The sequence below is a fragment of the Pseudomonas sp. Y5-11 genome (assembly GCF_022368695.1).
GTDB classification, from domain to species: Bacteria; Pseudomonadota; Gammaproteobacteria; order Pseudomonadales; family Pseudomonadaceae; genus Aquipseudomonas; species Aquipseudomonas parakoreensis.
Genome location: NZ_CP058974.1, coordinates 1028133 through 1052966 on the forward strand (window position 1 = coordinate 1028133; position 24834 = coordinate 1052966).

Below are 24834 nucleotides of genomic sequence, written 5' to 3' on the forward strand. Positions count from 1 at the left end.
GAATTTCTTGACGACCATAGAGCGTTGGAACCACCTGATCCCATCCCGAACTCAGAAGTGAAACGATGCATCGCCGATGGTAGTGTGGGGTTTCCCCATGTGAGAGTAGGTCATCGTCAAGATTAAATTCCAGAACCCCTGTCTGCTAACGCAGACAGGGGTTTTGTCGTTTCAGGGAATTAAAAAATCAGGCCGCTTTGCGAGCCGTATTGATCTTCCACGCAACCGATTACTCCGGAACGGTTCGTCACGGGGGTAATCACAGCGCCTCAGCTGAGGCCGTTTGAACGGCGCCCTTAAAATCGAAAAAGCCAGCCCCTGAATGATCAGGGGCTGGCTTTTTTATGCATAAGGCTAAGGTTCAGAACTGGTAGCTGACCGTGGCCGCGACGTTGCGCTCTTCGCCCATGTAGCAAAAGCTCAGACTGGCGCAGGAGGCCACGTAAGACTCGTTGGTCAGGTTGTTCGCGTTCAATCGAACGTCGACGCCCTTCAAGCCGACCTTGCCCAGGTCATAACCGATCGATGCGTCGAACAACGTGTAAGACGGCACCTTCAGTGTGTTTTCCGCATCCGCCCAGCTATAACCGACATAACGCACACCACCGCCTAAACGCAGGCCATCGAGTGCCGCGCTATCGAACTTGTAGTCGGCCCACAACGATGCCATGTGCCGCGGTGCCTGAGTCGGCGAGTTGCCTTTGTTTTCGATTACGTCGGTCGGCGTACTCAGGGTACTGACCATCGACTTCGAATACTCGATATCGGTGAAGGTATAGCTACCGAGCACTTTCAGGTTGTCGGTCACCTGCATGTGCGCTTCCAGTTCCAGACCTTGCGAACGCACGGCGCCGACAGCACGGTAGAAATTTTCCTGCGGCAGCTTGGTCGCCAGGTTCTCCTGATCGATATGGAACAGCGAGGCGGTGAACAGATTGTCGGTGCCCGGCGGCTGGTACTTCAGGCCGACTTCCCATTGCGTTCCGTCGGTTGGCGGCAGTGGATTGCCGGCGCTGTCAGCATACGAGTTCGGGTTAAACGACTCGGAATAGCTGATGTACGGCGCCAAGCCGTTTTCGAACAGATACAACGCGCCAGCGCGGCCGGTCAGTTTGGTGCGGCGGTCGTTGATTTCGGTGCCCACTGGCCGTCCTGCTTCGGCGAGACGGTTCTCATCCGACGTCTCGACCCAGTCCTGACGCAGGCCGAGTGAGAAGCGCCACTGGTCCATCTCGATCAGGTCTTGCAGGTATACGCCGGTTTGTTCCAGGCGGCGCAGATAACGGGTCTCGCCGTACATGTCGATCGCCGAATTGCCGTAGACCGGGTCGAAGGCATTGATCGGCGCCAGGCCGCCGCTGGTCCAGTCGACCACGGTTTTGCGCCGTTGATAATCTGCGCCCATCAACACGGTGTGCTTGGTGGCACCGGTGAAGAATTCGGCCTGCAGCATGTTGTCGACGATGAACGCATGCAGACGCTCATCGCCGCCGGTGTAATAGCGGTTCAGTTCGTTGCTGGTTGGCGTCGTCCAGCCATAGGCGTAGACCTGATCCATGTTCACTTTGGAGTCGAGGTAACGGAAATTCTGCCGCGCCGTGAAGACATCGTTGAAGCGGTGTTCGAACTGATAGCCAAACGACTGCTGATTCCGCGAGTACCCATCAACTCCCGGCTCGCCCTCGAAGAAGTGCGGCGAGATGCGGTTGCCGTTGCGCTGATGAATCGTCCCGTCTGCCGGCACGCCGCCGTGGTAGCCGCCATCCGGATCGTGTTGTAGATACGCCTGCAGTGTCAGCGAAGTGTCTTCAGTGAAATCGATGCTCAGGGTTGGGGCGAGAGCGAAGCGTTTTTCCTTGTTGTGGTCGAATTGCGTGTCGGATTGATCCGTCAAACCGGTCAGACGATAGGCGATGCGCTTGTCGTCATCGACCGGACCGCTGAAGTCAAAACCGACACCGCGCTGGCCTTGGGTGCCGACCGTGGCCCGAACTTGATGATAGGCCTCGTACAACGGCTTTTTGCTGGTCAGCGCCACCAGGCCACCGGGCGAACTGCGACCGTACAACACGGACGATGGGCCTTTGAGAATATCCACGCGTTCAAGGAAATACGGATCGACCTGCATGGTGCTGTAGGTGCCGCTGTCACCCATCGACTTGAGGCCGTCGAGATAGATGTTGTCCACCGAACCGTCGTTGAAACCGCGCATCGCCACATAGTCGTATCGATGCGTCGCGCCGTAAGGATTGGTCAGCACGCCGGGGGTATAACGCATCGTCTGGGAGACGGTCTGCGAGCCTTGATCGTCCATTTGCTCGCGAGTCACCACCGATACGCTTTGTGACGTTTCCAGCAGCGCGGTACTGGTCTTGGTGGCGATCTGGCTGTGGGTGGCGTTGTAGCCTTCCATGCTGCCGAGTGCGTTGCCGAGGGCGAAACCTTTGATATCGGTGGTTGGCAGTGCCAGCGCATCGGTTTCACTGACAGGACGCAGGACGTAGCTGCTGCCGTCCTGGCTGACTGCTTCTAGGCCCGAACCGCTGAGCAAATGGCTCAACGCCTGATCAGTTGAATATTCGCCCTGTACGCCCGGAGACTGTTGTCCCTGCGTTTGCTGCGGAGTCATCGCCAAGGTAATGCCTGCCTGACGGGCAAACTGGTTCAGCGCTTCGCCCAGCGGGCCGGCGCCGATGCTGTAGCGATGACTGCTCGCTTCACTGGCAGGGGCGGCGAGGCTCAGCCCGGGCAGCGCACCGGCACCCAGAACGGTGGACAGCAGGGCGGCGCGAACGGCGTGGCGCAGCAGGCCCGATTCGGCAGTGAAATTCAGCGGTTTCTTACAGGTGAGGCGGACAGTCATTGTCGGTTTCCGTGGCAAGTCGCAAAGGCTGAGTTGAAGTGCTTACTGACCAAGCCGGACTTGTCGCGAAAACCCGCCAAAATAATTTCAGGCCACTGCTTCCAGCGTGACCCACCATCGGGTGCGATAACGCAATTGCACCGGCAGGGTCTGCGGCAGGATGGCCAGCAGCTTGTCGGTGTCCTCCAGGCGGAACACTCCGGACAGGCGCAAGTCCGCCACCTGCGGCGCGCACGTCACAAAGCCCTGACGATAACGCCCGACTTCATTGAGGAAATCGCCCAGGCGCATATTGCGGGTCACAATCAAACCATCGGCCCACGCGCCCACGTCCATATCCAGTGGTGCTGCCGGGCGCACCTGATGGTGATCGATCAGATAGGTCTGCCCCGCGAGTGCCTCGACGGAGGTTGCGCCGCTGCGGATGGCGGCGCTCCCGGAGCTGACGGTGAGCCGCGTGCAATCGCTGTCCTGACGCAGGATGAAGCGGGCTTTTATCGGCTCATAAATGCCATGACGACTTTGCACGCGAAGTGGCCGATTGAACGCCGCGCCTTCATCGTTACCACCGCATGTGACGATGATTTCGCCGCGATTGAGTTTGATCAGCCGCTGCTGCGCGGTGTAGTCCAGATCCACCGCACTGGCAGTGTTCAGCTCGATCCGCGTGCCGTCGGGCAGCTGGAACCCGCGACGCTCGCCGGTCGCCGTAGCGTAATCAGCGCGCCACTGCTGCCACACGGAGGTGTCCTTGGCCAGCCATGCCGCGGAGCCCATCAGCACCGCGCCGGACAGCAGCTTCAAGGCTTGTCGCCGGCCCAGTCCTTGCGCACTGTTTTCCAGCGTATTGAACGCGACCTGGGCGCCGGGCGCTGCGCGCAGGTTATGGCTCAGTTCAGCCTGCAGCGACTGCACGCGCTGCCAGGCCAGTTCATGTTCATGATGTTCGGCGCGCCACGCATCGCACTGATGACTCAGGCGCGCATTGCCATGGTTGTTGCGCAGGCGCAGCAACCAGTGGATGGCTTGCTTGACCACCTGTTGCGGCGGCTCGGCGCGACGCCCGACCGAGTTGTTATCCACTGGCATCAACTTGCGTACCGCAACACGTAGCAGTGATACAGCGCAGCGGCGATGTAACGTTCGACTGAGCGCAGAGACAAGCCCATTCGCGCGGCGATCTGCTTGTGGGTCAAGCCTTCGCACTGCGCCAGCAGAAACGCCTGACGCACTTTCGGCCGCAAGCCTTCGAGCATGCGCGCGATGTCCCCAAGCAATTCGATTACCAGCGCGCGGGTTTCGGCGCTTGGGGCTTCGGCTTCGGGCAAGTGGGCGATGGTTTCGAGATAGGCGCGTTCGATTTCTTCACGACGCCACAGGTCGATCACCAGACCACGGGCGATGGTGCGCAAAAAAGCCCGAGGCGCCTTGAGTTCCAGGCGTTCGCTGCGCTGCAGCAGACGGACGAAGGTGTCCTGGGCCAGATCCGCCGCATCCGCGGCATTGCCCAGTCGCGCTCGCAGCCAGGCGTTGAGCCAGCCGTGATGACTCCTGTAAAGCGCCTGCACTGCAAACTCAGGTGAGGACATGAACGCAACAGCCCGAACGTCACAAATGATAATTAGTCGCATTGTCATCAAGGGCTACAGAATTTGCAACCGGCGCTGCAAAACAGTCATCAAAAAATGACAGACGAACGCTCTGGCACGCCGTTCGGCGGGAATCTGGCAGAAATGCCGTCCATTTCCTGCAAAGCGCTAAGTTTTCTCCGACGCGTGCCGAAAGACTGGTGAGACATGCGTGCACCAAAGTAGAGCGGCCGTCAGAACGCCGCCTGCGCTGTACATGGAATGTTGCATCCCGGAACGCATCCCCACTTTTGCATAAGAAGTCCCATGAAATGAATCTCAAGTTCAGCCATAAAATCCTGTTGGCCGCCTCGGGCGTCGTGGTCCTGGCTTTCGCTTTGTTCACCCTCTACAACGACTATCTGCAGCGCAACACCATTCGCCAGAACCTCCAGTCGTCCGTGCAGCAGGCCGGCGATCTGACCGCCAGCAGCGTGCAGAACTGGATGAGCGGGCGAATTCTGGTGCTGGAAAACCTCGCGCAGAACGTTGCCCATCAGGGCAAGGACGCCGACTTCCCGGGGCTGGTCGATCAACCGGCCTTCACCTCGAACTTCCAGTTCACCTACGTCGGTCAGGCCAACGGGGTGTTCACCCAGCGCCCTGACGCGAAGATGCCCGACGGTTACGACCCGCGTCAGCGCCCTTGGTACAAGCAAGCCGTCGCTGCCGACAAAACCATGCTGACGCCGCCGTACATGGCGGCGGTCGGTGGTCTGGTGGTGACCATCGCCATGCCGGTGAAAAACAATGGCGAACTGCTGGGTGTGGTCGGCGGTGACCTGAGCCTGGAAACCCTGGTGAAGATCATCAATTCGGTGGACTTCGGTGGCCTCGGTCACGCATTCCTCGTCAGCGGTGACGGCCAGGTGATCGTCAGCCCGGACAAAGACCAGGTAATGAAGAACCTCAAGGACATCTACCCGAACGCCGGCGTGCGCATCGAGAAGGGCAACCAGAACGTGGTACTCAACGGCCAGGAGCGCATCCTGTCGTTCACCCCGGTCAGCGGCTTGCCGAATGCCGACTGGTACATCGGCTTGTCGATTGATCGTGACAAGGCCTACGCCGCGCTCAGCCAGTTCCGCACTTCGGCGTTGATCGCGATGTTCGTCGCGGTCGCTGCGATTGCGCTGCTGCTGAGCCTGCTGATCAACGTTCTGATGCGTCCGCTGACCACCATGGGTCGTGCGATGCAGGACATCGCCCAGGGCGAAGGCGACCTGACTCGTCGTCTGGTCGTGCAAGGCAAGGATGAGTTCGCTGAACTGGGTAGTTCGTTCAACCAGTTCGTCGAGCGCATTCACGCGTCGATCTCCGAAGTGTCGTCGGCTACCCGTCATGTGCACGACCTGTCGCAACGGGTGATGGCATCGTCCAACGCCTCGATCATTGGTTCCGACGAACAAAGCGCCCGTACCAATAGCGTGGCCGCCGCGATCAACCAATTGGGCGCCGCGACTCAGGAAATCGCTCGCAACGCCGCCGACGCTTCGCAACACGCCAGCGGCGCGAGCGAACAGGCTGATGACGGTCGTCAGGTGGTCGAGCAGACCATTCAGGCGATGACCGAGCTGTCGCAGAAGATCAGCCTGTCGTGCACTCAGATCGAAACCCTCAATGCCAGCACCGACAACATCGGCCACATCCTCGATGTGATCAAAGGCATCTCGCAGNGCACTCAGATCGAAACCCTCAATGCCAGCACCGACAACATCGGCCACATCCTCGATGTGATCAAAGGCATCTCGCAGCAGACCAACCTGCTGGCGCTCAACGCGGCCATCGAAGCGGCCCGTGCCGGTGAAGCCGGACGCGGTTTTGCCGTGGTGGCGGACGAAGTGCGTAACCTCGCGCATCGCACCCAGGAGTCGGCGGAGGAGATCCACAAGATGATCACTTCGTTGCAGGTCGGTTCCCGTGAAGCGGTGACCACCATGAACGCCAGTCAGGCGTCCAGCGAAGAGAGCGTTGAAGTGGCCAATCAGGCGGGCCTGCGCCTGGTCAGCGTGACCCAGCGCATCGGTGAAATCGACGGCATGAACCAGTCGGTGGCTGCCGCGACCGAGGAGCAGACGGCGGTGGTGGAAACCCTCAACGTCGACGTCAACCAGATCAACCTGCTGAACCAGCAGAGCGTCGCCAACCTCAATGAAACGTTGAAGGATTGCGATGCATTGTCGCAGCAGGCCAATCGCCTGAAGCAGTTGGTCGACAGCTTCAAGATCTGATTGGCAGATTCGAGACCGCGTTATCGTTCTTCGCGAGCAGGCTCGCTCCCACAAATGGACCGCGTTCCTACAGAAGGAATGCGATCAAAATGTGGGAGCGAGCCTGCTCGCGAAGGCGGTCTGACAATCACCGCAAAGCCGAAGCTTTACACAAACAGCTTCAGCACATTCCCCATCGCATCATCGGCAAACCCCTGCACGAAATCCTTGAACCCCGGCAGCGCCTCGGCAGCTCCGCTGGCCGGTTCGGCAATGATTGTCCAGGTCGCCCGCGACTTGCCCGCCCCCAAAGATTCCACATTCATCGCCGCCCACAGATTGGCCACACCCAGCGTGTTGTAGATCGTGGTCCAGGTCATGGCGCGCGCCTGCTCATCGCGGGAGTTGAGTTGCTCGACCACCACGTTGCCGTCCTTGAAGACCTTCTTGCGCAGCGAGGACACGCCTTCACCGGTCATTTCGATGTGCGACAACGCCGGAATAAACCGGTCGAAAGCGGCGAAATTGCCGACCACCGCCCAAACCTGCGCCGCGTCCGCCGGCACTTCCACCGACGACACAACGTGGCAGCCGTGCGGGTTTTTGATCAAGGTGTCGGGTTGCAGATTGCTCATGGTGTTGCTCCTTTTTGATGAACTAGATGAAGTTGATCTGTTTCAGGTAATCGCAGCCACGACGCAGCAGCGCCGGGGATTTTTCCGGGTATTGCGCGCCCATCTGTTGCACCCCGGCGTGGGCGTTGGCGTGGCCGATCAGGGAGATGTCGCCGATGTCTTCCTCGAAGCCGTTAAGGTAGAAACCAAGCACGCCGAACAGCGCGTTGTCGGCGTCGACCCGGCCCAGTTGCTGTTGCCAGTCGGCTACACTGACCAGCGAAAATTCACTGCCGGTTTCGCGGAACGACGCGACGTAGGCATCCCAACTCAGCGGCTCGGGGTTGTGCAGGTTGAACACCGCTCGCTCGCTCGAATAACGGCTGGCGTGGAAGGCGATGAAACGGGCGAGAAAGTCCACCGGCATCAGGTCGAAATTCAGTGCGAAGGCCGGCACCTGACCGAGTTGGATCGAGCCCTTGAGCATCAGCATCAAACGGTTTTTGTGCGGCTGACAGACGCCGCTCAGGCTGTTGAAACTGATGTTGCCGGGGCGATACAGGTTGACCCACACCCCACGCTCGCGCGCCCGCTCAAGGATGCGCTCGCCGACCCACTTCGACAGGTTGTAGCCATTGCGGATGTAGATCGGCGGGGTCGGTGCAGCGGGCAGTTCGAGTACGCGGCCTTCGCTATCGACGGTGCTGGAAGCGGACAGCGTCGAGACAAAGTTGAAGACCTTTTTGCTGCGCCCTTCACACAGGCGCAGCAGCTCGAAAATCGGCTCGACGTTATCCGCGGCCAGCGACTCGTAATCGAGCACATGGTTGACGTTGGCGGCGTTGTGCACCAGTGCGCCGAACTCGCGATCCAGGCGCTGATAATCGGCGTCGGCCAAGCCCAGTTGCGGACGGGTGATGTCTGCCGAGTAGATCCGCACCCGGCTCAGGTCCAGATGCTCCAGGCGGTTCTCGCGCAACGCCTGGGCAAACCGCTGCGCCGCCGTTTGTCCGCCACCGTCACGCACCAGGCAGGCTACCTCGCTGGCGCCCCAGCCGAGCAGCGCTTCGACAATGTGTACGCCGACAAAACTGTTGGCGCCGGTGACGATCACTTTGTGCACATCGCCCAGGCGACTGATCGGCAACGGCTCGATGTTCAGCGGGCGTTCGGCGTCGGCCATGGCCTGGGCGCTGAGCACCGCGCTGTCATCGGTCCCGCGCACCAGCGTTGCGAGCTTGATGATGGTGGGCAATTCGATGAAGCGGTTGATCGAAATGCTACGGCCGAATTCCTCACGCAAGCGCAGCAACATGCGCGACAGCAGAATCGAATGCCCACCGAGGTTGAAGAAACTTTCGTCGGTGGAAATATCGCTGGTGGGCAGCTCCAGCAGTTCCGCCCAGATCTCCAGCAGCAGCGCTTCGTCGGCATTTGCCGGCAGGCATTTCGGGCCGCTGTCCTGCACGCTCACCGGCAGTTCCAGCAACGCCTTGCGGTCGACCTTGCCGTTGCTGGCGAATGGCATGTGCGGCAGTTCAGTCCACGCCACCGGTTGCATGTAGTCCGGCAAAAACTGCTGGGCATGCGCCTTCAATAGATCGCGGGCAGCGTCCGACTGCGGCTGCGCAAGGAACGCCAGAATCCGCCGCTGACTGTCGATCACCACCGCCACCTGACGGTACAACTGGCTCTCGCGCAGGCAGCGTTCGATCTCTTCCGGCTCGACCCGGAAACCACGGATTTTCACCTGATTGTCGCGCCGTCCGCACAGCTCGATACCGTGCTCGCCCCATTTGGCCATGTCGCCGCTGCGGTACGCGCGCAACGTTTGGCCGTGCGGCAGTTGCAGGGTCAGGTAGCGCTCGGCGGTCTGCTGCGGGTTGTTCAGATAACCGAGGCAAACGCCGGGGCCGACGATGAACAATTCGCCGACAGTGTTCTCCGGCACCGGTTGCAAGTCGTCATCGAGAATCAGCACCTGACTGTTGGCAATCGGTGCGCCAAGAGTGCGGTTGCTGTCACCTGGTTGCAGTTGCCGGGCGGTAATCAGCACCGTCGCTTCGGTGGGGCCGTACAGGTTATGCAGCTTGCCCTGACGGGTCAGTTGCTCGATGACGAAGGGCTCGCAGACGTCGCCACCGGTCATCACTTCCACGCCTTGCAATTGCTCCAACGGCAGGATGCTCAGCAGCGCTGGCGGCAGGAACGCGTGGGTCAGTTGCCGGCGGCGGATCAACGCCACCAGTTGCAGCGGATCGCGGCGCTGGGTGTCGTCGGGCACCACCAGTTCGGCGCCCTGCAGCAGCGTCGGAAAGATATCGATCAGCGATGAGTCGAAGCTCAGCGAAGAGAACTGCAACACCCGGCTTTCGGCGCGCAACTGCACGTAATCGGCGTACCACGCGGTGAAGTGCGCGAGGTTCGCCTGGCTCAGCAGCACGCCCTTCGGATGCCCGGTAGTGCCTGAGGTGTAGAGCGCCATGCACGGTGCTTCAAGCGTCGGCCGTTGACGCATCAACGGTTGGCTGAGATCCGCATCCGCGCTGTCGATACAACTGACATCCAGACCGGGCATTGACTCACTGAGCGGGTGCTCGCCATCGTGCAGCAGCAACACCGCGCCAGCGTTCTGCAGGATGTATTGCTGGCGCTGCAACGGATGGCTCGGCTCCAGCGGCAGGTACACCGCGCCACTGCCGAGCACCGCCAGAATCGAGGCAAACAGCGCCGGGCTTTTCGGCTGACAGATACCTACGATCCACGGCTGCGGATGTTGTTTGAGCAATGGCAGCAGGCGTTGCTGGATCGCACAGCTGTGAGCGTGTAACTGGCGATAGCTGAGCGACTGCTCGGCCAGGTGCAGCGCCGGTCGCTCGGCGTGTTCGATCAGGCTGCGTTGCAGACGCTCGATCAACGGGATCTGCGCCTGCTTGAGCAGCATCGGGTTGGCCGTGTCGTTAAGGCGATGGACGTAGGCCAGGCTGTCGAGAAACCGCAGGTCTTCCACCTGTTCGAAATCCGCTGCCGTGGCGGGCATCACCTGCTGGAAATACTCCGCATCGCGGGAGAAACGGCTGACCAGCAGCGCGACTTCGTCAACCACCTGCGTCAGCACCCGCTGACGCAGAGCCTGACCGTTGCCGGACGGCTCATCGCCAATCGGCACTCGGCAGATCAGAGACGAACCAAGGAAGCACAGCAGGTCGAGCGTCGGTAAACCGCCAAGGCTCTGCGCAGCGATACCCAGGCGCAGGTGCAAGTGCGGGATGGCGCAGAAATCGCCGGCGCCGATGAAGCCATCGTCGATGATCAGATTTACCGGCGATTGCGCCGCGCCGCTGCGCAGCAAGGTGTGACCGTGTTGTTCGAGTTCCTGCGCCAGGTCGGTCATGGCCTGGCTGGCGCCAATCAGCAAAATGTCGAGACGTCTCATGTCAGCCTCCTCATCAAACCAGATAGTCGCGCAGGGCGTGCTGCACGCAGGGCGTGTCGAGCAGCGAGCTGCTGTGGAAAAAACGCACGATGTTGCCCACCAGCGGATGATGGCGATTGATCGGGAAGGCCAGGCCGGCCATCTCGTCCTTGAGGGAACGGCGCACGGTATCGCTGACCGGCAAGGCGTCGATCAGGCGCAGATCGAAGGACTTTTGAATGTCGTTGGTCAGGTAATGGCCGATAAACACCGGCAGGATCTGCGCGATGGTTGCCCGGTCCGCGTCACTGGCGGTGTGCCAATAGATGCGCACCATGCGCGCCCAGAAACTGGAATGCCGTCCCTCATCCAGCAAGTGATCGGCCATCAGGCCTTTGATCGACGGCTTGACCGTGTCGTCACGGGCAAACGCGGCGACGTCGCCGGTCACGGTGTTTTCGGCGATCGCCACGCAGATCAGCTCCACCGCGCTGCGCAGGTGCTCGGGCGCCAACGCCACAGCGGCAGGAATCGCCCGGCTCAGTTCAATTTCAGTGGGCAGTTCGATCGGCTCGATGCCGGTCATGGCTACGGTCTGTTGCATGAAGTCCATCGCCACCAGCGCGTGGTAATCCTCGTCCACCACCACGGTCATGGCGTCGTAGCGACAGGCGAACGGGAAGACCACGGCAAAGCGATTCTTGGCGATACTGCGCGCGGTCTTGTCGACGATCTCGGTTTCGAAAATCACCACGTCGTTGATGAACTTGTACAGCGTCTGCACCAGGGCAAAATCCCGCTGTTGCGGGCACTCGCGCAGGAAGGTGTCGCTGAGCACCAGGGGCTGGCGGCTCAACGGATAGATCAGGCGCTCATCGTCTTCCAGTAAGCGCCGTGGCCGGGTGCGGATGGTGGCGCGGCTTTCCCAGGCGTCGGCGAAGGATTGGTAATCGGCGGCGTTCATTGGGCCACCTCCGCCAACGATTCGCGCATGCTCAGACGCAGGCCGTCCCACAAGGCGATGCGGCTTTCCACCGCCGCGATGGCACTGGCGTAGACTTCGGCTTCGCGTTGCGGATCGCCATCGACCAGACGCTCAAGCAGTTGCTCCGCCGCCGGACCGTGATCTTCGGAATCGACCTCGATGTGGCGCTCCAGGTAATAGCGAAAGGTCGGCGCCTGTTCGATACCGATCCCCCAGTCATCGAGGATGCGCTGGAACATGGTCGGGATGACGCTCTCGCGACCATGCAGGAACGCGGCAGCGACGCTGTGGCCTGGCGCATGCAGCGCGGTGTTCAGCGTCTCGCGAACAAATTTTGCTGCTGCCGGATCCACTTCCACGCTTTGCAGGGCGACGTCGTAACTCACGCCCTCCTGTTGCAGCGCGACAAAGCGCTCGACTGCCGTGGTGCTCGCACCGACTTCGCGCATGGCGTCCAGATACAGCTCGAAATGACTGTAATGGCCGTGAGCGGGACGGTCGTCGGACTCTTCGCCGAGCACGATCTCGTTGATCAGCCGCGCAGCATGCGGGTCACGCGGCGGCAGCCACGGCAGACGGGTGCAGGTCAGTTCTTGTTGGAGACGCTTGGTCAGCGACATGAAATCCCAGACGGCGAAGACGTGGGATTCCATGAACCGGCGCAGTACCGATAACGAATCGATTTCAGTAAAGATCGGATGAACGCTCAATTGAGCTTTTATCAGGGCGAGTTGTTCTTTAGTTGGCATAATGGCTAACCTCGGTGTTATTGGAATAGAGAAATTTGCTCGTTCGGTGCGTCAATGCAGACTGTCTGGGTTTTAAACTTTTTATATTGGCGAGCGCTGGCCTCATTCAGTTAAATGAACGTGTGAAAAGTGCATTGGAGGCTCTGGGCTGTGCCAGGGCGACTATTTGCCATGGCTGTCAGCTGAATGCGGAGCCGTGCCGTGTTTGCGGGGTTTAACCTGCTCGGCGAGGAAAAGCTAATACATCATCAAATAACTTAACAAGTTTATTTTTAATTATTTTAAGTTTGCTGTTTTTTAAGTATGAGTTGGCCTGGTAAAACTTATAAATTAAGTTTTACTTGGGCGTAGTTACTCCTTTCGGCGAACAGTGGCCAAAATTGAAGACAAGAGTGAATGCCTCACTCAGAGCAACTTTTCGATACAAGGATTGAAGTTGTGTATAGGGGTGAAAGTTGGCCGGGAGCGGCGCCGTAACTTCCTTTTATCCCGTGGCAAGGCTCCTTCCGTAGGTTCCTGGTGCGAAGACTGCGCCGGCGGTGCGGTGCGTCCCCGTTCTTCATGGGTTGGCTGTTCAAGAGTGCGGGTAAATTGGCGGGACGGCTATGACCGATTCGTCCGCGGCGAGCTGCATTACCGGACTTATGGGGGCGCTGGGAGGTTAGAGCGAACAGGCGAATCCGCCACCGGGTTTGCGGCAGACCGTAGAGAGGATTTGTAAGCGGGTTATTCGCCGGTCAGCTGCGAGCGACTGAGACCGGCGTTGAAGGCATCAGCGGACCGCCTTGCGGTGTTGTCCGGCAGGGCTGGCGAGGTAACGGGTGATCACCTCGACGCCACGGTTGAGGTGTTGTGTGAGCAGCTTCACCGACAGTTCGACATCGCGTTCGATCACGGCCTGGAGCATCGCCCGGTGATCTTCCTGGGACAGTTTGCCCAGTCCCATGGCTTCGAGGTTGAAACGCAGAAACCGCTCTTCTTCGTTCAGGCCGTCTTCGACCAGTCGCAGTAACCGCTGATTCGGCGCCTTGCGGTACAAGGCCATGTGGAACAGGCGATTGAGTCGACCGATTTCGCTGTAGTCGTGCTGGGTCTCGAGTGCTTCGATATAACCGGCGGCAAGCGCGTGATCGGCGCTGGTCAGCAGCGGAACCGACTGGCGCATGGCTTCGGATTCGAGCAGGATTCGCAACTCGTAGGTTTCAGTAGCGTCGCCCTGAATCAGCGGGGCAACCACAGCGCCTTTGTGGGTCGTGACGCTCAGCAGCTCCTGGGCCTCCAGCTGACGCAGAGCCTCGCGCACCGGCATGCGGCTGACCCCGAACAAGTCAGCCAGATCCTGCTGACGCAGGGCGGTGCCGCACGGTAAACGACCGTCAAGAATCGCCGAGCGCAACGTCTCCTCGATGATCGAACGGGCAAGATGTGCAGGAATCGGCCCATCGACTTTGATGCTGTGCAGCGGTTTGGGCTTCTGTGTCACAACTACTCACCCTGAATGAAGACGGAATTTGGATCCAAAGACACTAGTGATCGCTCTACAGGTTGTCAAACCATGTAAAGGATCGCTGTTCTGGGTAAAGTTTAGCGCGCTGGCGATGATCTCATGGTGCCATTGTTTTTTGCCGGGCTAAGCTTCACCATCAAACGCTTTCCCTCCTGCCCCCTTGGAAACCTGCTGTGGCGGTACGTTTCGCGATCCCTCGGACTCTGCGCTGGCTAGGCTGCGCACTGCTGCTGGCCGGCGTCATGCTGGGCGGTCTGCATGCCGATTGGGATTTTTCCGCGATCAGCCGCAAAGCCACGGCGCTGTACGGGCCGCTGGGCGCCGGGCAGCAGCGGATCGATGCCTGGCAGAATCTGCTGGCCACGCAGAAACAGGTCAGCGAGATGGAAAAACTGAAAGTCGTGAACCTGTTTTTCAACAAACAGGTGCGCTATGTAGAGGACATCGATCTGTGGGGCCAGGTCGATTATTGGGAGACACCCATCGAAGCGCTGTGGAAAGGCGCCGGCGATTGCGAAGACTACGCGATCGCCAAGTATTTCAGCCTGCGCCATCTCGGGGTCTCCAGTGACAAGCTGCGCATCACCTACGTCAAGGCGCTGCGCCAGAATCGCGCGCACATGGTACTGACTTACTACGCCACCCCCGATGCCATGCCGCTGGTGCTCGACAGTCTGATCGATCCGATTCAGCCTGCGTCCCAGCGAACCGATTTGCTGCCGGTCTACTCTTTCAATGCCGAAGGTCTGTACCTGCCGGGCGCCAAGGGCAACAAAAAGGTCGGTGACACCAAACGCCTGTCGCGCTGGCAGGATGTGCTGAAGAAAATGCAGGCCGAAGGTTTTCCGGTCGAAACGACTAACTAGGAGCACGCGCTCAGATGTCTTTGTTCAAACAGCTGTTGATCGCTATCTGTCTGTTCCTGGTGGTCGCCTTCACTGGCAGCTTCATGGTCAGTCTGGAGAGCTCGCGCACCCAGTACGTCAACCAGCTGCGCTCCCATGCCCAGGACGCTGCCACGGCGCTGGCGTTGTCGCTGACGCCGAATATCGACGACCCGGCGATGGTCGAGCTGCTGGTCAGCTCGATTTTCGACAGCGGTTATTACGCGAGCATCCGTGTGGTCGACCTCAAGACCGACCAGACCATCGTCGAGCGCAGCGGGATTCCGGCGGTGAGCAATGTGCCTGACTGGTTCGTCAAACTGATCGGCCTGGAACCGGCCGGTGGCGATGCCTTGGTCAGCCGTGGCTGGGAGCAGGCCGCGCGGGTCGAGGTGGTCAGCCACCCGATGTTTGCCGTGGCCAAGCTGTGGCAAAGCGCGTTGGGCAGCCTCGGCTGGCTGTTGCTGTGCGGCGCGGTCAGTGCGGTGCTTGGTGCGTTGCTGCTGCGCCGGCAATTGCGCCCGCTGGATTACATGGTCAAACAGTCCCACGCCATCGCCCGTCGCGAGTTCCTCAGCCTGCCGGAGCTGCCGCGCACCCCGGAACTGCGGCGCGTGGTGCAGGCGATGAACCAGATGGTCGAGAAGCTCAAGGCGTTGTTCCAGGAACAGGCCGAGCGCAGTGAAAAACTGCGCGCCGAGTCTTATCAGGACAATCTCACGGGGCTGGCCAACCGGCGCTATTTCGAGATGCAACTGCACAACCGCGTGAGCAACCCGGAGCAGGCCAGTTCCGGTTACCTGCTGTTGTTGCGGGTCAAGGATCTGGCCGGGCTCAACCAGCGCCTGGGCGGTCAGCGCACGGATGAACTGTTGAAAGCCGTCGGCGAGCAGTTGTCCCGCGAATGCGCCAAATACCCGGAAACCCAGAACCTCGTGACGCGCATCCGCGGCGGTGAGTTCGCCGTACTGGCGCCAGGGCTGGTGCGTGAAGAGGCGCTGCAACTGGCGCAAAACCTCGACAGTGCGCTGAGCAGCCTGCACGCCACCGGCGCCACTGATGTGCCGGCCGTGGCCTCCATCGGCCTCGCCCCGTTTGCCCACGGCGATTCACCGCAAGCAGTGCTGACCCTGGGTGATCAGGCGCTGGCGCAGGCCGAAGGGCAGGGCGAGCAGAACTGGGCGTGCATTGATCAGAGCCTGGTGGCCGAGGTTGGCGACGATCACCATGCCTGGCATCGATTGCTCGATCAGGCGCTGAATCAGCAGCGCTTCGAGTTGTACTTCCAACCGGTGGTGGCTGCACAGGACACGCAACTGGTGCTGCATTACAAAGTGCTCTCGCGTTTGCTGGATGAGCAGGGCCAGACCATTCCCGCCGGGCGCTTCCTGCCGTGGCTCGAGCGTTTCGGCTGGACCGCACGACTCGACCGCTTGATGCTTGAGCGTGTGCTGGAGCAGATGAAAGCGCATGAGGATTCGCTGGCGCTGAACCTGTCCTCGGCAACCCTGGCCGATCCACAGGCATTGAACAAAGTGTTCGAGATTCTGCGCGCGCACTCCGACCTCGGCGAGCGTCTGACGCTGGAGATCGGTGAGGAGCAACTGCCGGAGCAAGCGGTGCTGGAGCAGTTGACCCGGCGTCTGCGTGAACTCGGTTTCTCCCTGAGCCTGCAGCGCTTTGGTGGACGCTTCAGCATGATCGGCAACCTGGCGCGGCTGGGGCTGGCGTATCTGAAGATCGATGGCAGCTATATTCGTGCGATCGATCAGGAAAGTGACAAGCGCTTGTTCATCGAGGCCATTCAGCGGGCGGCGCATAGTATTGATCTGCCGCTGATTGCCGAACGGGTGGAGACCGAAGGGGAATTGTCGGTGATTCGCGAGATGGGTTTGTATGGGGTGCAGGGGCAGCTGTTTGGTGAGCCCAAGCCCTGGAATTAAACTTTTAGTGCGGCGGCGTCATTGATGCCGTCTTCGCGAGCAGGCTCGCTCCCACATTTGAAATGCATTCCAATGTGGGAGCGAGCCTGCTCGCGAAGGGGACTGACAGGTCACTGAAGATCGCTGGTCAGATCAGCCCGCCTTCATCTTCATCGATCAACTGGCTCAACCCGCCCAACGCTTCCCGTGCCTGGGTCCGGTCCATCAGTTTGGCTTGCGCCGCCGGCGGCAGGTCGGTGACGCGGATCACGCCCTTCTGGGTCAGCACCTGAATCAGGTCGTCGAGTACCCGAATCATTTCAAAGTCGCTCTGCTTGAGCTGTTTGAGGCTGTTTTCCACGGCCGCGTTGGCGAACCAGGCCTGGATGTCATGGTGGTCGGCCGGCAGCGTTTCCGTGGCCTCGGCGTAGGCCGCCGCTTCCACGCGAATCAACTGACCCTGCGCATCGCGTTGCACGTAAAACATTGAGCATCCCTCAGAAAGAACCAGCGTCATGCTGTCAGCAGCATAGGCCAACTGCGCGCGAGTATGCGGGCTGGCGACGAAATCGTCACCGCCGAGTTAGCCGCAAACGTGACGGCCGCCCCAAGGGGCGGCCGTTTTGTACACGCATCAGCTGTTGTTGTGGTCGACCTTGATGGTCGGATCGCTGCCGGCGATCAGGTTGTGAATGTTGGCGCTCGACCAGTTGTTGCCTTCCAGTTTGATCGTCACGTCCGGCGTGGCGGCTGCCGCGTCGCCGGAGTTGAACTTGCCCGCCGAGCTGACTTGCAGCGACGACGTGCCATCAACCGTGGTGATCTTCAGGAAGTTGTCGATGGTGCTGCCGGTTTCGCCCTGCAACAGGTCACGCAGGTCGATGCGGTCGCCTTCGCTGGCGTTGAAGTCCTTGATCACGTCGTTGCCGGTGTCGCCTGCTTTCCAGACGAAGGTGTCGGCACCGGAACCACCGATCAGGATGTCGTTGCCCTGGCCACCGATCAGCGTGTCGTTGCCGGTGCCGCCGAGCAGGATGTCATTGCCCTTGCCGCCGTCGAGCAGGTCGTTACCGCCCGAGCCGAAGAGGATGTCATTGCCTGCGCCACCCAGCAGCGTGTCGTTGCCATCGTGCGCACCGGAGACATCGAACGCCTGATAGTGCTCGGTGATGTACTGGTGCACATTGCTGGTGGTGACTTTGCTGACATCCACGCCGGTCTGCTGCGCCACGAACGCCTGCATCGCCTGATAACCCTCACCGGCAATGCCGTTGAAGCTCACCAGGTCGCCGAACAGGATGTCGTTTCCGTCGCCACCGCTGACAGTGTCGTTGCCCGGCATCGTTGCTTCGGTATGGCCGATGATCGAGTTGGCCAGATCCTTCGGATCGATGTTGGTTTGCGGCAAGTGATCCGAGTCATACGGTTTCAGGTCGTTGAGGCTGACACCGCTGTTGATACCGATGGCTTCGACGTTCGACAGACCGCTGAGCAAGGCGAAGCTGCTGCTGGAGTTGTCGGTGGTGGCAGTCGTGGTGCTGTTACCAGTGCCGGCCAGGCTCGACAGCTCGTAGGTGCCGTCACCCTGAGCGTGAACCGTGCCCAGGTTGGTGGTGGTCCAGCCGCGGCCGTTGTAGGTCTGCAACTGGGCATAACCGCTGGAGTTGATGCTCAGGTAATGCGTGTTGTCGATGTACGTGCTGAAGGTATCGCCCAGCTTGTAGTTGCTGGTCGTGACCACACTGTCGAACTTCACGCTGCCATACAGCGTCGGGTTGGTCTGCTCGCCGCTCTGGTAGTAGGTCGGCTGGCCGTCGGTGATGAAGTAGGTAAGGTTCTTCGCCCCGGTGTTGGCCAGCGCTTCCGTGCTCTGGAAGAAGTTGGCCGTGGTCTTGAACACGTCTTCGTAGTTGGTGCCGCCACCGGAGGTCATCGAGTCGAGTACGGCTTTGAGCTGGGTCAGCGCGTTCGGGTCGTTGAGGTTCACCGAGACCGACTTGTTGACCTGGGTATCGAAGTCCACCAGGAAGATGTTCACGGTCCCCGAGTTGCTGCCGCCCAGGCTCTGCTTGAGGGTGTTGAACACCGAGGTCAGCGAGTCTTTGGCCGCGTTGATCGACGAGGTGCTCATACTGCCCGAGCTGTCGACCATGAACGCAATGTTGTAGTTGGTACCCGGCACCACGGTCAGACCGCCGATGTCGGCGACCATGATGTCGTTGCCGTCGGTACCGTTGAAGGTGTCATCGCCCGAAGTACCGACCACGGCGTTGTATACCGCTGGCACCACGGTGACCGGAATCGTCGCGGTGCTGCTGGCCGAGCCGCCGACCATCTCGGTGGAAGTCGACGTCACGGTCAGGTTGAACTGGCCGTTGTAGTAGGTCGGCGGGGTCACGGTCAGGCTGCCGAGGCTCCAGCCGGTGACGTTGGCTTCGCCATTGCTCGCGGTGACAGTGAAACTGTGGCCATGGCCGTCGGAGAGTACCGAACCGACCGGCGCACCGCTGATCTTCACGCTCAGGGTTTCCGAGCCGTCGGTGTCGGTCAGCGCGGTGTTGATCGCCGACAGTTTCACCGTGGTGCCTTCGGCGCCGGTGTTGAGTTTGTAGCCGTCGTAATAGCCTTCGCCGTTGGTACCGTGCAGGTCGGAGACGGTCACACCGGCGTTCACCAGATCCTGCACGCCGGTGTAGATCGGCACGCCGGCGCTGCTCAGGTCGATCGGCGTGCTGCCGTTGACCGACAGGTTCACGTCATAGCTGCCCGGGCCGCTCTGGTTGTGGTGGTAAATGTCCAGGGTGTAGTAGCCGCTGGTGGTCGGGGTAAACGAACCGCTGATCGTACCGCCCGCGCCCCAGGTGCCCGACGCCACGCTCTTGCCACCGATGGTGATCAGCAGGCTGTCGTCAGCCACGCCGCTGAAGCTGTAGGTCTTGCCGGCTTCCAGATAGATCAGGCCCGAGGTTTTCGACGCGGTGCCGGCGGTCACGCTGCCGTCCGACTGCACGTTGGCCACGTTGGTGCTGGAGTTCGGGGTGCCGGCGCCATCGATCACGTTTTTCAGCGTGGTCGAGTCAGCGCCATTGCCGCTGGTACCCAGGCCCGCCAGACCGGTCCAGACTTCCTTGACCAGTCCGGTGGATTTCACGCTGTTGTCGGCCACGCTCACGGTCGGTGCATCCGCCACTGGCGTGATGTCGATCTTCACGGTGCCGGTGTTGCCCAGCAGTTGGCCGTCGGTGGGCTGGAACTTGATCTGCGCGTAGTCGGCCTGGTTGTTGCCCATGCCGGTGCCGCCGTAACCGTTGACGCCCGACTCGTTGGCATCCGGCAGGAAGCGCAGCTTGCCCGCGTCGATGTCAGCCTTGCTGAAGGTCTGGTTGTTGGCGACGTCTTTCCAGGTCGAACCGTCCAGATACTGCAGTTTGCCTTCGCCCGGCAGCTGGGTGATTTTGATCCCCAGGCTGCTGGCCGGGCTGTCCACGTCGGTCACACCGAAGGTCGACCAGCCGAGGATCAGCGGGGTGTCTTCGGTGCCAGTGACGTTGACTGGCGCTGCAACCGGCGCATCGTTGACCGCCACCACGTTGACCGTGGTGGTCGCAGTGTTGGAGTAGTTGCCGCCATCGGTCACGGTCACGGTGATGAACCGTGGCACGGTGCTCGGGTCTTCACTGCTGTTGGTGAAGGTGATGTTCTTGATGGCCTGCATGTAGTCAGCCAGCGTCGCGTTACCCGACAGGGTCAGGGTCACGGTGCCGTTGGTGCTGTTGGCATTGATGGTGATGCCGTTGACGCTGTTGCCGAGGTTCAGCGCATCGCCGTCCTGACGGTTGGTCAGGACGATGGTCGCACCGGTCAGCATGGTGCTGTCCGGGTCGGTGATCGTCAGGTCAGTGTCGGCAATCGACACGCCGGCGCCCGGGGTGTTTTCGGTGAACGTCACCTTGTAGTCGGCACCGGTGGCGCCGCTGGAGTTGTTGGCATCCAGGTCGATGACCGGTGGCGCATCGTTGTCGATGATCGAGGTGCTGACGCTGCCGTTGGTGCTGCTGACAGCCAGGTTCTCGAAGTTGCCGCCGGTGGCCGAGTCGATCTTGACCACGAAGTTCTCGGTGCCTTCGGTGATCTTGTCATCGATGGTCGCGACGTTGAACTGCGCGCTGCTGGCGCCTGCCGGGATCTTCACGGTGTACACGCCAGTGAAGTCCGAACCGTCGGCGGCGGTGCCGCTGTAGACGATTTTCAGGGTCACGTCGGTTTGCGCCGGGTGGGTCAGGCTGACGGTGTAGCTGGCGGTCTGGCCTTCGGTCACCGAGGTGCTGCCGGTGATGCTGACGGTGGTGGTGTCGATGGTATCGGCGACGCTGGTGACGGCCGGTGTCGTGCTCGGTACCAGGTTCTCGAAGTTGCCACCGCTGGCGTTGGTGATGGTCGCCTGCACGCTGCCGGCGTCTTTGTAGACATCGTCAGCCGGAGCCGGAACGGTCACGGTGCCAGTGGTTTTGCCGGCGTCGATGGTGATCACCGAACCGTTGCTCAAGGTCACGGTCACTGGCGAGCCGGCGGCGTTGCTCAGGGTCGCGGTGTAGGTGATCTGGCCGCCCTCGTTCACCGCCGGGGTCGCGCTCAGCGACAGGCTGGTGGTGTCGACGGTGTCGGTCACGGTGGTGCTGACCGGGGTCTTGTCGGCCACGAGGTTTTCGTAATTGCCGCCGGTCACGTTGCTGATCGAGTTGGTCAACGGAGCGTGGCCGGTCAGTGCATCGTTTGGCGCGATGCTGGTCACGGTGCCGGTGGTCTTGCCGATGTCGATAGTGATCGTCTGGCCGTTGGCCAGGGTCACCACGACTGGCGAGCCAGTCACAGGTGCACCGACGGTGGCGGTGTAGGTGACGGTGCCACCTTCGGCCACGGTGCCCGTGGCGCTGAGTTTCACGCCAGTGGTGTCGATGGTGTCGGTGACGCTGGTCACGGCTGGCGTGGTGCTTGGAACCAGATTTTCGAAGCTGCCACCGGTGGCAGTCTTGATCGTGGCCTGCACGGTGCCGGCGTCTTTATAGACGTCGTCGGCCGGAGCAGGGACGGTGACGGTGCCGGTGGTTTTGCCGGCGTCGATGGTGATCACGGCGCCGTTGCTCAGGGTCACGGTCACTGGCGAGCCAGCGGCGTTAGTCAGGGTTGCGGTGTAAACGATCGAGCCGCCTTCGGCCACGGTGCCGGTCGCGGACAGCGACAGGTTGGTGGTGTCGACGGTATCGGTCACGGTGGTGCTGACCGGCGTTTTGTCGGCCACGAGGTTCTCGTAGTTGCCGCCGCTGACGTTGGTGATGGCGTTGGTCAGTGGAGCGTGGCCGGTCAGCGCGTCGTTTGGCGCAGCAGTGGTCACGGTGCCGGTGGTCTTGCCGATGTCGATGGTGATCGTCTGGCCGTTAGCCAGGGTTACCACGACTGGCGAGCCAGTGACTGGCGCACCGACGGTGGCGGTGTAGACAACGTTGCCGCCTTCGGCCGCTGTACCGGTGGCAGACAACTTCACGGTAGTGGTGTCGATGGTATCGGTGACGCTGGTCACGGCCGGTACGGTGCTTGGTACCAGGTTTTCGAAGTTGCCGCCGCTGGCATTGGTGATGGTTGCCTGCACGGTGCCGGCGTCTTTGTAGACGTCATCAGCCGGGGCAGGAACGGTCACGGTGCCAGTGGTTTTACCGGCGTCGATGGTGATCACGGCGCCGTTCGACAGAGTCACGGTGACTGGCGAGCCAGCCGCGTTGGTCAGGGTTGCGGTGTAAATGATCGAACCACCCTCGGCGACCGTATTAGTGGCGCTCAGGGACAGGTTGGTGGTGTCGACAGTGTCGGTCACAGTGGTGCTGACCGGCGTCTTGTCGGCCACCAGATTTTCGTAGTTGCCGCCGGTCACGTTAGTGATCGAGTTGGTCAACGGCGCGTGGCCGGTCAGCGCATCGTTCGGCGCGATGGCGGTCACGGTGCCGGTGGTCTTGCCGATGTCGATGGTGATCGTCTGGCCGTTGGCAAGTGTCACAACGACAGGCGAACCCGTGACTGGCGCACCGACGGTGGCGGTGTAGGTGACGGTGCCACCTTCAGCCACGGTGCCAGTGGCGCTGAGTTTCACCCCAGTGGTGTCGATGGTGTCGGTGACGTTGGTCACGGCCGGCGTGGTGTTCGGTACCAGATTTTCGAAGTTGCCACCTGTCGCCGACTTGATGGTCGCCTGCACGGTACCGGCGTCTTTGTAGACGTCGTCCGCTGGAGCCGGAACGGTGACGGTGCCGGTGGTTTTGCCCGCGTCGATGGTGATGACTGCACCGTTGCTCAACGTCACGGTCACTGGCGAGCCAGCGGCGTTGGTCAGGGTTGCGGTGTAGATGATCGAACCACCCTCGGCGACCGAGTTGGTTGCGCTCAGGGAAAGGTTGGTGGTGTCGACAGTGTCGGTCACGGTGGTGCTGACCGGGGTCTTGTCGGCCACCAGATTTTCGTAGTTGCCGCCGGTCACGTTAGTAATGGCGTTGGTCAACGGTGCATGACCGGTCAATACGTCATTCGGCGCGGTGGTGATCACCGTGCCGGTGGTTTTACCGACTTCGATGGTGATGTTCTGACCGTTGGCCAGAGTCACCACAACCGGCGAACCGGTGACTGGCGCACCGACGGTCGCGGTGTAAGTGACAGTGCCACCTTCAGCCGCAGACTCGGTCGCGGTCAGTTTGACCGTGGTGGTATCGACGGTATCGGTGACGCTGGTCACGGCCGGGATGTTGCTGGTCACCAGGTTTTCGAAATTGCCGCCAGTCGCGCTCTTGATCGTGGCCTCAACGGTGCCGGCGTCTTTGTAGACGTCATCAGCCGGAGCCGGAACGGTCACGGTGCCGGTGGTTTTACCGGCGTCGATGGTGATCACGGCGCCGTTCGACAGGGTCACGGTGACTGGGGAGCCAGCGGCGTTGGTCAGGGTAGCGGTGTAAACGATCGAGCCACCTTCGGCCACGGTACCGGTCGCGGACAGCGACAGGTTGGTGGTGTCGACGGTGTCGGTGACCGTGGTGTTGACCGGGGTTTTGTCGGCAACGAGGTTCTCGTAGTTGCCGCCGCTGACGTTGGTGATCGCGTTGGTCAACGGCGCATGACCGGTCAGCGCATCGTTCGGTGCGGTGGTGGTCACGGTGCCGGTGGTTTTGCCCACTTCGATGGTGATGTTCTGGCCGTTGGCCAGAGTGACTGTCACTGGCGAACCAGTGACCGGTGCACCAACGGTCGCGGTGTAGGTGACGGTACCGCCTTCAGCCGCCGACTCGGTCGCGGTCAGCTTGACTGTAGTTGTATCGATAGTGTCGGTAACGTTGGTGACGGCCGGAACGGTGCTTGGCACCAGGTTCTCGAAGTTGCCACCGGTGGCGTTGGTGATCGTTGCCTGAACGGTGCCGGCGTCTTTGTACACGTCATCGGCAGGTGCCGGAACGGTCACGGTGCCGGTGGTTTTGCCCGCGTCGATGGTGATGACTGCACCGTTGCTCAACGTCACGGTCACTGGCGAGCCAGCGGCGTTGGTCAGGGTTGCGGTGTAGATGATCGAACCACCCTCGGCGACCGAATTGGTTGCGCTCAGAGACAGGTTGGTGGTGTCGACTGTATCGGTAACGGTGGTTGAAACCGGGGTTTTGTCGGCGACCAGATTCTCGTAATTGCCACCGGTCACGTTAGTGATGGCGTTGGTCAGCGGCGCATGGCCGGTCAGCGCATCGTTCGGCGCGGTGGTGGTGACGGTGCCGGTGGTCTTGCCGACTTCGATGGTGATGTTCTGACCGTTGGCCAGGGTCACGACCACAGGCGAACCGGTCACTGGTGCGCCCACGGTTGCGGTATAGGTGACGGTGCCACCCTCAGCCGCAGACTCGGTCGCGGTCAGTTTGACCGTGGTGGTGTCGATGGTGTCGGTGACGTTGGTGACGGCTGGAACGGTGCTAGGCACCAGATTCTCGAAGTTGCCACCGGTAGCGCTGGAGATGGTCGCTTCGACTTTACCGGCG

General features: G+C 60.9%; 14 protein-coding genes and 1 rRNA gene (1 of these 15 cut by a window edge). 4 read left to right on the plus strand and 11 right to left on the minus strand.

The annotated features are described in order from the left end of the window. Nucleotides 1-6: 6 nt before the first annotated feature. Nucleotides 7-122, plus strand: a 5S ribosomal RNA gene (gene rrf / locus HXW87_RS04665). A 239-nt stretch (nucleotides 123-361) separates the two neighbouring features. On the opposite strand, the gene HXW87_RS04670 is transcribed toward rrf, so the two are convergent. The 3 genes from HXW87_RS04670 to HXW87_RS04680 form a co-directional block, all read right to left on the minus strand. Then, entirely contained in the window at nucleotides 362-2863 is a 2502-nt protein-coding gene (locus tag HXW87_RS04670) for a TonB-dependent siderophore receptor (RefSeq protein ID WP_239778481.1), read from the minus strand. An 87-nt stretch (nucleotides 2864-2950) separates the two neighbouring features. After that, nucleotides 2951-3952, minus strand: coding sequence for a FecR family protein (locus HXW87_RS04675; RefSeq protein WP_239778482.1), 1002 nt, complete (start codon nucleotides 3950-3952; stop codon nucleotides 2951-2953). Next, nucleotides 3952-4452 carry a sigma-70 family RNA polymerase sigma factor gene (locus HXW87_RS04680; RefSeq protein ID WP_182403289.1) on the minus strand — a complete coding sequence of 167 codons (501 nt, stop codon included), beginning with the start codon at nucleotides 4450-4452 and terminating at the stop codon, nucleotides 3952-3954. Before HXW87_RS04680 ends, HXW87_RS04675 begins: the two co-directional genes overlap by 1 nt. A 311-nt stretch (nucleotides 4453-4763) precedes the next feature. On the opposite strand from HXW87_RS04680, the gene HXW87_RS04685 reads away from it, so the two are divergent. Beyond that, nucleotides 4764-6722, plus strand: coding sequence for a methyl-accepting chemotaxis protein (locus HXW87_RS04685; protein ID WP_239778483.1), 1959 nt, complete (start codon nucleotides 4764-4766; stop codon nucleotides 6720-6722). A gap of 146 nt (nucleotides 6723-6868) precedes the next feature. On the opposite strand, the gene HXW87_RS04690 is transcribed toward HXW87_RS04685, so the two are convergent. The 5 genes from HXW87_RS04690 to HXW87_RS04710 all read right to left on the minus strand — a co-directional run bounded on the left by HXW87_RS04690 (nucleotide 6869) and on the right by HXW87_RS04710 (nucleotide 13947). Further along, nucleotides 6869-7336, minus strand: coding sequence for an SRPBCC family protein (locus HXW87_RS04690; protein WP_239778484.1), 468 nt, complete (start codon nucleotides 7334-7336; stop codon nucleotides 6869-6871). A gap of 22 nt (nucleotides 7337-7358) precedes the next feature. Then, a complete protein-coding gene (locus tag HXW87_RS04695; RefSeq protein WP_239778485.1) occupies nucleotides 7359-10751 on the minus strand; it encodes a non-ribosomal peptide synthetase in 3393 nt (1130 codons plus the stop codon). 13 nt (nucleotides 10752-10764) lie between these two features. Beyond that, nucleotides 10765-11694 (minus strand): diiron oxygenase, encoded by a 930-nt coding sequence (locus HXW87_RS04700; protein ID WP_239778486.1) that lies wholly within the window; start codon nucleotides 11692-11694, stop codon nucleotides 10765-10767. After that, nucleotides 11691-12467, minus strand: a complete 777-nt coding sequence (locus HXW87_RS04705) for a DUF3050 domain-containing protein (protein WP_121182984.1) — start codon at nucleotides 12465-12467, stop codon at nucleotides 11691-11693. Before HXW87_RS04705 ends, HXW87_RS04700 begins: the two co-directional genes overlap by 4 nt. Nucleotides 12468-13236: 769 nt before the next feature. Beyond that, nucleotides 13237-13947, minus strand: a complete 711-nt coding sequence (locus HXW87_RS04710; RefSeq protein WP_239778487.1) for a GntR family transcriptional regulator — start codon at nucleotides 13945-13947, stop codon at nucleotides 13237-13239. Nucleotides 13948-14144: 197 nt separating this feature from the next. On the opposite strand from HXW87_RS04710, the gene lapG reads away from it, so the two are divergent. Next, nucleotides 14145-14837, plus strand: a complete 693-nt coding sequence (lapG, locus tag HXW87_RS04715; protein WP_007962016.1) for a cysteine protease LapG — start codon at nucleotides 14145-14147, stop codon at nucleotides 14835-14837. Nucleotides 14838-14851: 14 nt separating this feature from the next. Further along, entirely contained in the window at nucleotides 14852-16798 is a 1947-nt protein-coding gene (lapD, locus tag HXW87_RS04720; RefSeq protein ID WP_239778488.1) for a cyclic di-GMP receptor LapD, read from the plus strand. Between the two features lie 127 nt (nucleotides 16799-16925). Here the strand turns inward: lapD and HXW87_RS04725 are convergent, their stop codons facing one another. The 3 genes from HXW87_RS04725 to HXW87_RS29550 form a co-directional block, all read right to left on the minus strand. Continuing rightward, a complete protein-coding gene (locus tag HXW87_RS04725) occupies nucleotides 16926-17264 on the minus strand; it encodes a hypothetical protein (protein WP_041070910.1) in 339 nt (112 codons plus the stop codon). Nucleotides 17265-17411: 147 nt separating this feature from the next. Then, entirely contained in the window at nucleotides 17412-24776 is a 7365-nt protein-coding gene (locus HXW87_RS04730) for an immunoglobulin-like domain-containing protein (RefSeq protein WP_275588887.1), read from the minus strand. Nucleotides 24777-24825: 49 nt separating this feature from the next. Continuing rightward, nucleotides 24826-24834 carry the end of an immunoglobulin-like domain-containing protein gene (locus tag HXW87_RS29550; RefSeq protein WP_345773063.1) on the minus strand. The gene runs 423 nt beyond the window's last position, so 9 of the gene's 432 nt are visible here — the last part of the coding sequence; its start codon lies beyond the right edge, outside the window; its stop codon occupies nucleotides 24826-24828.